The 12,388-nt window shown below is 70.5% G+C and carries 11 protein-coding genes and 2 pseudogenes; 8 read left to right on the forward strand and 5 right to left on the reverse strand.

The annotated features are described in order from the left end of the window. Nucleotides 1-142: 142 nt before the first annotated feature. Nucleotides 143-1,075 (reverse strand): SDR family oxidoreductase, encoded by a 933-nt coding sequence (locus ACYUED_RS42750; protein ID WP_491289776.1) that lies wholly within the window; start codon nucleotides 1,073-1,075, stop codon nucleotides 143-145. An 87-nt stretch (nucleotides 1,076-1,162) separates the two neighbouring features. Between ACYUED_RS42750 and ACYUED_RS42755 the strand changes: the two genes are divergently transcribed. Further along, nucleotides 1,163-1,789 carry a TetR/AcrR family transcriptional regulator gene (locus ACYUED_RS42755; RefSeq protein WP_491289777.1) on the forward strand — a complete coding sequence of 209 codons (627 nt, stop codon included), beginning with the start codon at nucleotides 1,163-1,165 and terminating at the stop codon, nucleotides 1,787-1,789. A gap of 3 nt (nucleotides 1,790-1,792) precedes the next feature. Here ACYUED_RS42755 and helR read toward each other — a convergent pair whose 3' ends face one another. Together helR and ACYUED_RS42765 are read right to left on the reverse strand one after the other, a co-directional pair. Next, a complete protein-coding gene (gene helR, locus ACYUED_RS42760) occupies nucleotides 1,793-3,940 on the reverse strand; it encodes an RNA polymerase recycling motor ATPase HelR (protein ID WP_491289778.1) in 2,148 nt (715 codons plus the stop codon). 390 nt (nucleotides 3,941-4,330) lie between these two features. Then, a complete protein-coding gene (locus ACYUED_RS42765; protein ID WP_491289779.1) occupies nucleotides 4,331-4,921 on the reverse strand; it encodes a TetR/AcrR family transcriptional regulator in 591 nt (196 codons plus the stop codon). Nucleotides 4,922-5,109: 188 nt separating this feature from the next. Between ACYUED_RS42765 and ACYUED_RS42770 the strand changes: the two genes are divergently transcribed. Then, nucleotides 5,110-6,129 (forward strand): aldo/keto reductase, encoded by a 1,020-nt coding sequence (locus ACYUED_RS42770; protein ID WP_491289780.1) that lies wholly within the window; start codon nucleotides 5,110-5,112, stop codon nucleotides 6,127-6,129. A gap of 462 nt (nucleotides 6,130-6,591) precedes the next feature. Here the strand turns inward: ACYUED_RS42770 and ACYUED_RS42775 are convergent, their stop codons facing one another. Both ACYUED_RS42775 and ACYUED_RS42780 read right to left on the reverse strand, forming a co-directional pair. Next, entirely contained in the window at nucleotides 6,592-7,191 is a 600-nt protein-coding gene (locus ACYUED_RS42775) for a cysteine hydrolase family protein (RefSeq protein WP_491289781.1), read from the reverse strand. 92 nt (nucleotides 7,192-7,283) lie between these two features. Beyond that, complete coding sequence (locus ACYUED_RS42780) at nucleotides 7,284-8,525, reverse strand: MFS transporter (RefSeq protein ID WP_491289782.1); 1,242 nt, start codon at nucleotides 8,523-8,525, stop codon at nucleotides 7,284-7,286. 143 nt (nucleotides 8,526-8,668) lie between these two features. On the opposite strand from ACYUED_RS42780, the gene ACYUED_RS42785 reads away from it, so the two are divergent. The 6 genes and pseudogenes from ACYUED_RS42785 (at nucleotide 8,669) to ACYUED_RS42810 (ending at nucleotide 12,327) form a co-directional block, all read left to right on the forward strand. Beyond that, nucleotides 8,669-9,604 carry a LysR family transcriptional regulator gene (locus tag ACYUED_RS42785; protein WP_491289783.1) on the forward strand — a complete coding sequence of 312 codons (936 nt, stop codon included), beginning with the start codon at nucleotides 8,669-8,671 and terminating at the stop codon, nucleotides 9,602-9,604. A gap of 112 nt (nucleotides 9,605-9,716) precedes the next feature. Beyond that, nucleotides 9,717-9,818, forward strand: a pseudogene (locus ACYUED_RS42790) (transposase); the annotation flags it as partial. 21 nt (nucleotides 9,819-9,839) lie between these two features. Next, on the forward strand, nucleotides 9,840-10,268 hold the full coding sequence (locus ACYUED_RS42795) for a cytidine/deoxycytidylate deaminase family protein (protein ID WP_491289784.1): 429 nt from the start codon (nucleotides 9,840-9,842) through the stop codon (nucleotides 10,266-10,268). Between the two features lie 49 nt (nucleotides 10,269-10,317). Continuing rightward, the gene (locus tag ACYUED_RS42800; protein ID WP_491289785.1) at nucleotides 10,318-10,983 is read left to right on the forward strand and encodes an SDR family NAD(P)-dependent oxidoreductase; all 666 of its coding nucleotides are present in this window, start codon (nucleotides 10,318-10,320) and stop codon (nucleotides 10,981-10,983) included. Nucleotides 10,984-11,205: 222 nt separating this feature from the next. Continuing rightward, nucleotides 11,206-11,466, forward strand: a pseudogene (locus ACYUED_RS42805) (oxidoreductase); the annotation flags it as partial. A gap of 81 nt (nucleotides 11,467-11,547) precedes the next feature. Beyond that, the gene (locus tag ACYUED_RS42810) at nucleotides 11,548-12,327 is read left to right on the forward strand and encodes an SDR family NAD(P)-dependent oxidoreductase (RefSeq protein WP_491289786.1); all 780 of its coding nucleotides are present in this window, start codon (nucleotides 11,548-11,550) and stop codon (nucleotides 12,325-12,327) included. The last annotated feature ends 61 nt before the right edge of the window (nucleotides 12,328-12,388 follow it).

Here is a 12,388-nt window from a genome sequence, read left to right on the forward strand (position 1 = left end):
GCCGCGGAGGACTGCGGCACACTTCCCGGCGCGGGACTCGTCCGAGGCGCGCGCCGGTTTCGGTCCGACTGCAGGGCCGTAGCAGCCGGTTGGCGGCCCTCCGGGCGGGCGTCCTTCGAGGGCGATGACGCGAGTCGGCTTGTCAGGCGCCGAGCACCGGGGTGGCAGAGGTGTCGAAGTAATGGCCCTTGTCGAGGTCTTCGAGGAGGCCGGGGTGGGTCGGCTGCCAGTCCAGCAGTTCGCGGGTCACGGTGTTCGACGCCAGGCAGTCGAGCCCGAGGAAGCCGCCCAGCCAGGAGAAGTGCTCGGCCGCGTCGTCGGGAGCCACGGACGTCACCGGCACATCGAGATGGCGGCCGATGACCTCGGCCACGTCCCTGAGCGCGACGCCTTCCTCCGCGACACCGTGCAGCACCGTCCCCGCGGGAGCCTTCTCGAACGCCAGCCGGAACAGCCGTGCCGCGTCGAGGCGGTGGACGGCCGGCCAGCGGTTGGCGCCGTCGCCGACGTGGGCGGAGACCCCCTTGGCGCGGGCTATGGCGACCAGGGTCGCCATGAAGCCGTTGTCTCCGTCGCCGTGGCAGGTCGGAGAGAGCCGCACCACGGATGAGCGCACGCCGCGCGAGGCGAGTGCGAGTACCGCCATGGCGGTGGCCGCACGCCGGGTGACCGGCGAGCCGTCGGCCGTGGCCACGTCCCGCTCGGTCGCCACCTGCCCCGGCTTGAGGCCGGCCAGGCCCGAGGCGAGGACGAAGGGGCGGTCGCTGCCCGCCAGCGCGTCCCCGAGAGCGTCGACGGCGCGGCGGTCGGCCTCGACGGCGCCCTGGAAGTCGCCGGTGAACGCTATGTCGTGCTTGAAAGCCAGGTGGATCACCCCGTCCGACGCGGCGGCGGCGCCGCCCAGGACGTCGAGGTCGTCGAGCGTGCCGCGGACCGCTTCCGCCCCGGCGGCGGTGAGTGCGGCGGCGGAGGCGTCGGAGCGGGCGAGCCCCACGACATGGTGTCCCGCGTCGATGAGTTCGGGAACGAGGGCGGAGCCGATCCAGCCGGACGCGCCGGTCACGAAAATGCGCATGGGAAAGCTCCCCGGATTGTCGATGTCAGTGACTGTCATCGAAGCTAACACGTGATGTCAGTTGCTGTCATCACGTAGGATCTGCCCATGGGTAGATGGGAGCCGAACGCGCGCGAACGTCTGGCGAAAGCGGCGTTGGAGCTCTACAGCGAGCGCGGCTACGAGCAGACGACGGTGGCGGAGATCGCCAAACTGGCCGGCCTCACCGAGCGGACCTTCTTCCGGCACTACGCCGACAAGCGCGAGGTGCTGTTCGGCGGTTCGAGCGCATTGCAGGAGCTGTTCGTGAACGCGGTCGCCGAGGCGCCCGAGGCCGCGGCGCCTATCGGTGCCATGGCGGCGGGACTCGAGGCGGTCTCCGAGGTGTTCGTGGACCGCCGCGAGTTCGCCCGGCAGCGATACGCCGTCGTCGCGGCGCACGCGGAACTCCAGGAGCGCGAGCTGATCAAGCTCGCCTCGCTGTCCGCCGCGCTCGCCGACGCACTGCGCGGACGCGGCGTCACGGAGCCGGCGGCGAGCCTGACCGCCGAAGCGGGGGTCGCCGTTTTCAAGGTCGGCTTCGAGCGCTGGATCGCGGCGGCCGAGGAACGCACCATGGCCCAGGTGGTACGGGAATCCCTGGACGAGCTCAAGTCCGTGACGGCGGGAGGCCGGTGCCCCGGCGGGCAAGGTCTGCGCGACGGGGCGAACGGTGCTCCGGCTCAATACAGCTAGCTGCTAGCTCGTGAGGACGACCAGTTGTCGGGTCGCCCGGGTCATCGCGACATAGCGGTCGACCGCGCCTTCGACACCGTCGCCGAACGCCTCCGGGTCGACGAGGACGACCAGGTCGAACTCGAGCCCCTTCGACAACTCGGGGGACAGAGACCGCACGCGGTACGTCGCCCGGAACGTGGGGTCGCCGATGACGCAGGCGATCCCCTCGGTTTCCGAGGCGAGCCAGGTGCCGAGGATGGACTCCAGATCCGCAGCGGATCCGTGCAGGACGGGGATGTTGTTGCTGCGGATGGAGGTCGGCACGTTGGCGTCCGGCAGCGCGGCCCGGATGACCGGCTTGGCCTCGGCCATGACCTCTTCCGGCGTACGGTAGTTGATGCTCAGCGAGGCCACGTCGATCCGGTCGAATCCGACCCGCTCCAGGCGCTCCTGCCACGACTCGGTGAACCCGTGCCTGGCCTGGGCGCGGTCCCCGACGATGGTGAAGCTCCGGGACGGGCAGCGCAGGAGCAGCATCTGCCACTCCGCGTCGGTCAGTTCCTGAGCCTCGTCGACGACGATGTGTGCGAACGGGCCGGCGAGCAGGTCGGGGTCGGTGTCGGGCGGCGTGTCCGCGTCGACCAGGCTGTTCTGCAGGTCCTGCCCGGTCAGCATCGACATCAGCATGCCCTGCCAGTCGTCATCGGTCCTGAGCAGGTTCTCGGTGACCTGGGCCCGGTAGGCGCGTTCGGCGGCGACCGACGCCTCGTGCCGGCGCTTGCGCAGGGACGCCCGCGAGTCGCCGAGCCGCTGCCGTGCCGCATCGAGCAGGGGCAGGTCCGACGCCGTCCACGCCCGGGCTTCCGCGCGCTGCAGCTTCCGTACGTCGTCGGGGCCGAGCCAGGGAGCGCACATCCGCAGATAGGCGGGCACCGACCACAGGTCTCCCACGACGTCGGCGGCGTCCAGCATCGGCCACGCACGGCCGAGCGCCGCGTTCAGCCCCTCGTCCCGCCGCAGCACCCTGCGGAACACGTCGGGCGGGACGTCGCCGTTGTACTTGTCTCGCAGGATCTCGACCAGCTTCTCCCAGACCTGGTCGCGCGCCTCGTTGTGCGGGGTGCCCGGTTCCGGTGCGTCGAAGGCCTCGGCCCAGTCGTTCGCGCTCAGCGGGATGTCGGTCAGGTCGACCGTGACCGTCAAGGGCTCGGTGGGCGGTTCCTCGTAGAACCTGACGGCCTTCTCGATCGCTTTCACCATGCCCGCGGACGACTTCAGGCGGGCCACGTCCGGGTCGGCCTCGACCGCCGCCGAGGCCCCTTCGGGGACGAGGTCCCGCAGGATGCAGGTCTGCACACCCTCCTCGCCGAGGCTGGGCAGGACGTCGGAGACATAGGCCAGGTAGGGACGGTGCGGACCGACGAACAGCACACCGCCGCGACGGTGGCCGAGACGCGGGTCGGCGTACAGGAGGTGGGCGGTGCGGTGCAGGGCGACGACCGTCTTGCCGGTGCCCGGGCCGCCGTCGACGACGAGGGCGCCGCGCGATCCCGCCCGGATGATGGCGTCCTGGTCCGCCTGGATGGTGGCGAGCACGTCCCGCATCCGGGACGACCGGTTGGCGCCCAGGCTGGCGACGAAGGCGGACTGGTCGTCGAGCGCGGCGTGCCCTTCGAGCCCGTCGGCGGTGAACACCTCGTCCCAGTAGTCGCTGATCCGACCGCGGGTCCAGCGATACCGGCGGCGGCTGGCCAGCCCCATCGGACTGGCGTGGGTCGCCGCGAAGAAGGGCGCAGCCGCCGGGGAACGCCAGTCGATCAGCAGCCGGCGGCCCTCGCTGTCGGTCAGGCCCAGTCGTCCGACGTACACCGGATCGGGGTCGTCCGACGGGACCATGTGCCCGAGACACAGGTCCAGGCCGAAGCGCCGCAGGGTACGCAGCCGACTGTTCAGCCGGTGGACCTCGATGTCCCGGTCCATCGCCTCCTGGCCCATACCGGCGGGCGCCCTGAGCTCGGCGTCGAGGCGGTCGGACAGTTCGGCGATCGTCTGCTCGAGGCACTGGGCGATGGCTGCGAAGTGCAACTCGTCGCGGCCGGTCAGCGTCGGGTCGGCCTTGGCGGAGAGGCGGTCGGGAAGATCGAACGCACTGGTGGTGAGGGGGTTCATGTCATCGGGTCCGATCTGAGGTCGTTTTCGCGGGATCCGGCGACGCGCACAGCCGCACCTCGGCGCCGGGTGCGCGCCTCCGCGGCGCGAGTCCCGCCCGGGGCCCGACATCACCGTGCGCCCCATGAACCGACAACAAAACACGCACTTCTTGGATCTCCCGTTTCCGCAGGTTCTGGCCTCGGCCTGCGATTCTGCGCCATGACGGGGGCCTTGCCGCAAGCCCCCCGGTGCGCTATACGTTGAGAGTGGCAAGGAGTGGAGAACTCCTTGCCTTTGCTTTTTTCACCGCCCGATACGCCTGACGTGCCCGATGCGACCGACGCGGCAGTGGCGACGGTCGCCGACCGGTTGCCGCCGGGTCGCGGTCCGCCGTCCTCGGCGACCGGGTCACTGCGGCCGGCGTAGCCCCGCGATGAGGAGTTCGACCAGTCGGCGTGCGTCGTAGTGCGGATCGCTGTCCGCGCCCACGCAGAGGTTTCCGACGCCGCGCATGAGCTCGTAGGCCTCCAGGTCTGACCCAATCTCTCCCGACTCGGCTGCCGCGTCGAGGAGTTGGGTGCACACGGGCACGAGGCGGTCGAGGAAGTAGGCGTGCAGCGTGTCGAAGCCGGCGTTGTCGGACCGAAGCACGGCGGCGAGTCCGTGCTTGGTGACCAGGAAGTCCACGAAGAGGCTGATCCATTTCCCCAGTGCGGCGTGGGGGGTCGGACCGCTCGCCAGCAGGGCGGGACCGGCCTCGGCGCAGGCGTCCACCTGGTGCCGGTAGACGGCGATGATGAGGTCCGCTCTGGTCGGGAAGTGGCGGTAGATCGTGCCCAGCCCGACACCGGCCTCGGCCGCGATGTCGCGTACCGGTGCTTCCACGCCGGACGCCACGAAGACCGCGGCGGCCGCGTCGAGCAGAGTCTCCTTGTTGCGCCGGGCGTCCGCCCGCTTGGACCGGGCGGTCTGCCCCGCGCCCTCGCCGCTGTCGTTCATCGCGCCGCTGCCTCCACTGCCTGGGCTTGTAAAGCGGAACAGTGTTCCGTATCGTTTCCGGAACGAGGTTCCGTTTGCTCATGATGCCAGAGCAGGGGGCCCGGAAACCACTTGCGCGCGCACTGTCACCGCGCACTGTCACCGCACGCACAGTCACCACGCTTCATCCGCGATGGAGGAACACAGTCATGCAGTACCGCACCTTGGGCCGCACCGGTGTGCAGGTCAGCTCGCTCGCGCTCGGCGCGATGAACTTCGGTGCGATAGGGCGCACCACACAGGGCGAGGCCACCGCCATCGTCGACGCCGCCCTCGAAGGCGGGATCAACCTCATCGACACCGCTGACATGTACAGCGGCGGCGAGTCGGAGGAGATGGTCGGCAAAGCCATCGCCGGCCGCCGCGACGACATCGTGCTGGCCACAAAGGCGAGCATGCCGATGGGCAACGAGCGCAACCACCAAGGCAGTTCACGCCGTTGGCTGGTCACCGAACTGGACAACAGCCTGCGCCGTCTCGGTGTCGACCATGTCGATCTCTACCAGATCCACCGGTGGGACCCCACCACCAGCGACGAGGAGACGCTGTCGGCCCTGACCGACCTGCAACGCGCGGGAAAGATCCGCTACTTCGGCTCCTCGACCTTCCCCGCGTACCGCATCGTGCAGGCCCAGTGGGCCGCACGCGAGCACCACCTGAGCCGTTACGTCACCGAACAGCCCAGCTACTCGATGGTGCAGCGCGGGATCGAGGCCCATGTACTGCCCGTGACCCAGGAGTACGGGCTCGGTGTGCTGGTGTGGAGCCCGCTGGCCTCCGGCTGGCTGTCGGGCGCGATTCGGGCGGGCCAGGAGATCACCACCAGTCGCTCGACGTTCATGCCGCAACGCTTCGACACCGCCGTCCCCGCCAACCGGGCCAGGCTCGATGCCGTCGAGCGGTTGGCCGAGATCGCCGACGGCGCCGGCCTGACCATGATCCAGCTCGCCCTCGGGTTCGTGACCGCGCACCCCGCCGTGACGAGCGCGCTCATCGGCCCCCGCACGACGGACCACCTCCACGCGCAACTCGCCGCCGCGGACACCGTGCTCCCCGCCGACGTACTGGACGCGATCGATGCGGTCGTCGCACCCGGCACCGACCTTGCCGCGCACGAGAAGTTCGACACTCCGCCCGCACTGCTCGACCCGTTGCTCCGGCGGCGTTGAGCGGCTGAGCGAAGGGCTGCGATCGGCGAGGCGATCGACCCGGTTTCCGGCACATCGTCCTCGGCCTCTCGGCGCCCTGTCCCGCCGACATCGCACAGTGGGTCGCCGACGAGCTCATCGGCAAGTGGGCCTGATCCTGATCCGCGCCTCAACACCCGGCAGGGGTAGGGGACTTGGTCGTCATCGTCTGTGTCGGGTGCGTGTCGACGTCGGTACCGCCAGGCTCCCGGCCCGGCCCGGCGGACTATGACGCTGAAGGCGCCGTGGTCGCACTCGGAGCAGTGACTGCGCGGTGCGAAGGCCGGGCGGGGGCGGTGGCCCAGCGCCGTCGAAGCCTTTGGCGAGGGGGCGGTAGGCGGCCGGTGCGAGCTCCGGGCTGCCGCTGGTCCGGCACGGAGGTGCGGGCGGGCCGCCACACCGGGTGGGCGCGGCGGCCGCAGGGGGACTGGCTCGTGGTTCGGGTCAGTCGGTCTGGAGCAGGCCGTGCAGCTCAGCGGTGTCGATGATGTGAGCCCGTGAGGGGAAGACTCTGTGGAGCAGGACGTTGTGGACTTCGGTGTCCGGGTCGGCGACGCCGTCGGACAGGACGTAGAGCTGGTAGTCGCGGTCGGCCGCGTCGATGACGGTGGACAGGACGGCGCCGCTGGTGCTGATGCCGGAGACGACCAGAGTGGTGATGCCGCGCTCGCGCAACTGCTGGTCGAGGTCAGTGGTGGACATGCCGCCGTAGCGGAGCTTGCGCACGATGATGTCGCCGTCCTGGGGAGCCAGAAGCTCGTGGAGGGCGGTGGCAGGGTCCTCGTGGTGCATGACGCGGTGTTGGGCCAGCGGGGCGAAGGACTTGTTGACCGCCGGGATCGCGTCCCAGTCGGCATCGGTGAAGCCGACGCGTACGTAGGCGATGGTGCCGCCGTTTGCCCGAACGTCGGCGATGGCCCCCTTCACACGACCGAGCAGCGCGTTTCGGGCCTCGCCTTCGGGCACAAAGGCCAGGATCGCGGGCTGGTAGTCCATGACGAGAAGAGCGGTGTGGGTGGGGTCAAGCGCAGGGGCAGTGCTCACGCGAGTGTTCTCCTCAAACGGTGGTGTGCCAGGTCGACGCGGACACGCACCGGCGGACCGGCTGCGGCCTGCGGGTGGCAAGTTGTGGTGCCTCATGAGTGACTGCGGGACAGTTCCGGCTCGTGCTGCGACGTCTGGTCCTGTCGGGGAAGCAGGAGCGGTGTGGTCAGGATGAGCAGTCCTGCGACTGTGAGAGCGGTGCGTGGGCTGGTGACGTCGGCGAGCAGCCCGGCGAGTGCGGTGAGGACGGCGATGGACGCCTGCTGGCCGATCGACCAGGCCGACAGGGTGCGGGCGACGAGGTGCTTGGGGGTGTGTTCGAGCCGGTATGTGGCGAGCACCGGGCTGTACAGGCTCATGTTGATGATGATTGCCAGCTCGACGGCCATCACGGTGACGAGGCCGACGATGCCGGGACGGACGAAGGCCAGGCCGATCAGCCAGATGGCGCGCAGGGTGCCGACGGTCCGGAAGACCCGGTGCCTGCCGTAGCGGGCCACGACGCGCAGGGCCAGCCGGGAGCCGATGAGTCCGCCGAGGCAGGGGGCGGCGAAGGCGAGGCCGTACTGCCAGGGCGGGAACCCGAGCTGGCGAAGCAGGAGCACGGCCAGCAGCGGCTCGGTGGCCATGATCAGACCGCCGACGAGCAGGTTGTTGAGGTAGAGCGCCCGCAGACCGGGGTGCCCCATGAGGTGCCGCCACCCGTCGAGTGGTGCGCCCGCCCGGACCGGGCTCTTGTCGGTCGTTCGCGGCGCTTCTTCCCGGCCGCGGATCGCGGTGATGCCCAGCGCGGAGAGGAGGTAGCTGAGCGCGTCGGCCACCACGGTGGTGACCGGCCCGAACAGGCCGATCGCCGCCCCGCCGAGCGGTGGCCCCACCGCGATGGAGCTCCAGTTCGTGGACTCGAACCGCGCGTTGGCGACGAGCAGGTCGTCCGGCCGCACGAGGGCCTTGAGGTAGGCGCCGCTGGCCGCGTTGAAGGCGATCTTGGCTGCGGCGACCACGGCCGAGACCACGAGCAGCTGGACGAACCTGAGCCATCCGAAGGCGTAGGCGACCGGAATCGTCGCCATGGCCGCAAACCGGGCCAAGTCCATCATGATCATGACCGGGCGCTTACGCCGGAACTCCACCCACGGCCCGAGAGGCACCGCGATCAGCGCGCCCACCGCAGGTCCCACGGCAGACAGCGCGGACACCTCAGCGGGGCTGGCATGCAAGGCCAACACGGCGATCAGCGGCAATGCCCCGAATCCCAGCCCGGATCCATACGCGCTCACCGCGTATGCCGCCCACAGCCAGCCGAACTGCCGGCCCAACGGTCTCCTGCCCATCTTGCTCAGCGCGCTCCCCTTACTGACCCATCCGAACAAACCGACGTTGACCCGTGAGAGCTAAGCGGGCTGGATAACAGCAGGTCAAACAACTGATGCACCAGCTATCCACAACCATCCGTTGTTCACTAAGGTGGGTCGGCGTGGACCTCGAAGCCGTACGTACCTTCGTCGCCGTCGCGGGAGCGGGCCAGTTTCAGAAAGCCGCCGCCGACCTGTCGATCACCCAGCAGGCTGTGTCCAAGCGCATCGCCGCGCTGGAGCGCGACCTTGGCGTGCGGCTGTTCACTCGAACGCCGCGTGGCGCCGAGCCGACCATCGACGGGCAGGCGTTCCTGCCCCACGCGCGCGACCTGCTGCGCGTCGCCGAGCGCGCGGTCGCGTCCGTGCGCACCGGCCGCCGTCCACTGCGCGTCGACATCATCGCCTCGCGCAGCGCGCAGTCGGGCCTGATGCGCGGCTTCCACCGCGTGCACCCCGACATCGACCTCGACGTGATGATGCTGTTCGACATCGAGACGGCCATCACCGCCATCCGCTCCGGTGCCATAGACGCGTCCTTCCGCGCCGTCGCCGCGCCCGGCCGACCTCTTCCCGAGGACATCGCCTCCGTCCGGGTGCTCGACGAGCCGCTCCAACTCCTCACCGGCCCCGCCCACACACTGGCGGGCGCCCGGTCCGTGACCGTCGCCCAGCTCACCGGGCACCGGATCTGGATGCCCGGCATCGCTCCCGGTACCGAGTGGGGCGCCTACTACGACGACCTCGTCGCCGAGTTCGGCCTCACCATCGAGGCGACCGGCCCCAACTTCGGCTCCGACGCGCTCCTCGACACCATCGCCGACACCCCGGCCCTGGCCACCTTCATGGGCGAGCCCACCCGCCTCATCTGGCCCGCCGACCACGGCCTGCGCCGCATCCCGGTGACCGACCCGACGCCCGTCTACCCGCACTCGCTCCTCTGGCACCGCGACAACCCCCACCCAGCGCTGGCCACCCTCCGCGCCCACCTCGCCGCCACGACGGCCGGCCACGACGCCGCCGGGACCTGGAGGCCGGGCTGGGTGATTCCGCGCTGAACGACGCCGCGGCTTCGATCACCGTGGCCGGATCGACGGACGGCGGCTCAGGGGCAGACGTGGCCATCGGCACACTCCTGATCTCCCCCGTGTGCCTCCATACCGCGAGCTGAAGGAGCGGGGCAGCATGATCCGCGGCTCCATCATCTGGCGAAACCGCCACGCTGACGACCCGCTCCTGCGCGCCGTCGTCGACAGGGCCAACCTCCCCTGAAACCGCATGGAGGCAGAGAAGATGACCACGCGGACCGACCGCGTCGACCGCGAGCTGATCCGGGCAGCGGCGCACGTCGCGGCCACACGCTGCCGGGGCGACAACCGCACCATGGCGGCTGCGGCCCGCGCCCGGGACGGCCGGATCTTCACCGCGGTGAACGCCTACCACTTCACCGGAGGCCCCTGCGCGGAGCTGGTCCTCATCGGCGCTGCTGCACCCCAGGGCGCCTATGACCTGGACACCATCGTCGCCGTGGGTGACCGCGCCCGAGGCGTCGTGCCGCCATGCGGCCGCTGCCGCCAGGTCCTTCTCGACTACTTCCCAGCCCTCAAGGTACCGGGGCAGCGGGCCGGTGTCGCACGTGGTGTCCTGAACACATGCCGGCACCTCGGCGGCGCCCTTGCCATGGCGGTCTACAGTGCGTTGATCACCAACTCGGCGCCGTGACCACCCTCGAGCCCGACCCAGAAGTGACCGTCCGGACAAAGGAAGAGCCATGACCACCATCGCCGTCATCGGAGCCGGACCGGGTCTGGGCGCCGCGGTCGCCCGCCGCTTCGGCCGTGAGGGCTTCGACGTGGCGCTCGTCTCCCGCAATCACCAGCGGACGAACGCCCTCGCCGCCGACCTGGCCGACGCCGGCGTCACGGCACGCGGCTACGCCGCCGACGTACGCGACCCGAAGTCCCTCGTGGCCGCCCTCGACGCGGTGCACACGGAGCTCGGCCCGATCGAGGTCCTGCAGTACAGCCCGGTCCCACAGGGCGACTTCATGCGTCCGGTGCTGGAGACCACCCACACCGACCTCGTCGCACCGATCGAGTTCTCCGTCTACGGGCCCGTGGCAGCCGTCCAGCAGGTGCTGCCCGGCATGCGCGCGCTGGGCCGAGGAACCGTCCTGTTCGTCAACGGCGGCAGCGCCGTCGTCCCGCACGCCGACCGGGCCGGCACGTCCATCGCCTTCGCCGCGGAGAGCGCGTACGGCCATCTTCTGCACGACACGCTGGCCGGCGAGGGCATCCACGTCGGCCAGCTGATCATCCCCGGCGCGATCATCCCCGGGCACCCCAGGAAGGATCCGGCCGTCCTCGCGGACACGCTCTGGGAGATGCACCACAACCGGCACGGCTTCCGGCACTTCGCCGACGACCTCGACTCCTGACGAGGGAGCCGCTACGCGTCGCGTCCGCGGGACGAGGCACCCCCTGCTGCGGTGAGAAGGCCCGCGGTCTCGGAATGGACTCCGCCGAGCGCCCAGTCGAGCGCCCAGTGGAGCGAGGGAGCGGCCCATCCCGTGGAGGAGCAGTTGCGGTGGGAGCGTGCCCGGCCGCTCCAGGCGGACGATCACGCTCTTCCTCGTCCGCGACGGGCGGGAGGGGACCGCCTGGCCCAGGCCTACCTCGCCGCCTGGAACATCCGCACCCATCTCAACAGTTCCGGCAGGCATCGCAAGCAGCCGCGCTTCTACCGCCCGATCCACCGCACCCCGCTCATCGTGCCCTTCGGCCCGGCCGACGGGCTGACCCTGCTGCCGGTGCCGGGCGGCGAGAGCGCGGTTCTCGGCAGCCGAACCTCCGTGCTGGCCAAGGCGAAGGCCCTCATGACCCCGTACATGAGGCGCCAACTCGGCTACACCGGCGCCTGAGACACCGGGTCGGCCGTGACGGTCGTGCACGCCGGGCGCCCTGGGCCGCGCCACGCCGGGTGCTGTGTCTAGGGTGCGGAGATGACCTCGCAGACGTACCTCTCCGCATTGTTCTCGCTGGACGGCCGTGTCGCCGTGGTGACCGGCGGCAGTTCCGGCATCGGGCGGGCGATCGCCGGGGCCCTCGCCCATGCCGGGGCGAGCGTCGTGGTGGTGGCGCGCAAGGAGGCGGAACTGGCCGCCACGGTGGAGGAGTTGACGGCCGACGGCTGCCGGGCGGCCTGGGTGAGCGGCGACCTCGGCACTCGCGACGGCGTGCGGGCGGCGGCCGAGAAGGCGGCCGAGGCCTTCGGGGAACCCGACATCCTCGTCAACAGCGCGGGCGTCAACCTGCGGCCGCCGATGGGGGCGTTGGGCGAGGAGGTCTGGGACACCACGATGGCGGTGAACCTGGAGGCGCCCTATCTGCTGGGACAGCGCTTCGGACCCGGCATGGCCGAACGGGGCTTCGGACGCATCATCCACATCACCTCCCAACAGGCGCACCGGGCCTTCGTCCAGAGCGGCGCCTACGGGGTGTCCAAAGGGGCGCTGGAGTCGCTGGCCCGGTCCCAGGCCGAGGCCTGGTCGCCGCACGGCGTCACCTGCAACACGCTCGTGCCCGGTTTCGTGATGACACCGCTCAACGAGCGCCTGTCGTCCGATCCCGAGAAGGTCGCGGCGCTGGCCGCCCGCACGATGGTCGGGCGCAACGGCCTGGCCGAGGACTTCGCGGGCGCAGCCGTGTTCCTGGCAAGCCGCGCCTCCGCGTACGTCACGGGGCAGGCCGTCTTCGTGGACGGCGGATTGTCCGTGCACTGACGCAACCGTGAGCCGAGCACCGCGTTCACCTCGGTCGGGTGCCTGGGTATAGTCAACAATG

Source organism: Streptomyces sp. DF42 (assembly GCF_058267695.1).

Bases quoted from the DNA above. Each gene is read 5' to 3' on its own strand.
- ACYUED_RS42750 (WP_491289776.1), bottom strand. From the start codon at position 1,075: ATGCGCATTTTCGTGACCGGCGCGTCCGGCTGGATCGGCTCCGCCCTC.
- ACYUED_RS42755 (WP_491289777.1), top strand. From the start codon at position 1,163: ATGGGTAGATGGGAGCCGAACGCGCGCGAACGTCTGGCGAAAGCGGCG.
- helR (WP_491289778.1), bottom strand. From the start codon at position 3,940: ATGAACCCCCTCACCACCAGTGCGTTCGATCTTCCCGACCGCCTCTCC.
- ACYUED_RS42765 (WP_491289779.1), bottom strand. From the start codon at position 4,921: ATGAACGACAGCGGCGAGGGCGCGGGGCAGACCGCCCGGTCCAAGCGG.
- ACYUED_RS42770 (WP_491289780.1), top strand. From the start codon at position 5,110: ATGCAGTACCGCACCTTGGGCCGCACCGGTGTGCAGGTCAGCTCGCTC.
- ACYUED_RS42780 (WP_491289782.1), bottom strand. From the start codon at position 8,525: ATGGGCAGGAGACCGTTGGGCCGGCAGTTCGGCTGGCTGTGGGCGGCA.
- ACYUED_RS42795 (WP_491289784.1), top strand. From the start codon at position 9,840: ATGACCACGCGGACCGACCGCGTCGACCGCGAGCTGATCCGGGCAGCG.
- ACYUED_RS42800 (WP_491289785.1), top strand. From the start codon at position 10,318: ATGACCACCATCGCCGTCATCGGAGCCGGACCGGGTCTGGGCGCCGCG.
- ACYUED_RS42810 (WP_491289786.1), top strand. From the start codon at position 11,548: ATGACCTCGCAGACGTACCTCTCCGCATTGTTCTCGCTGGACGGCCGT.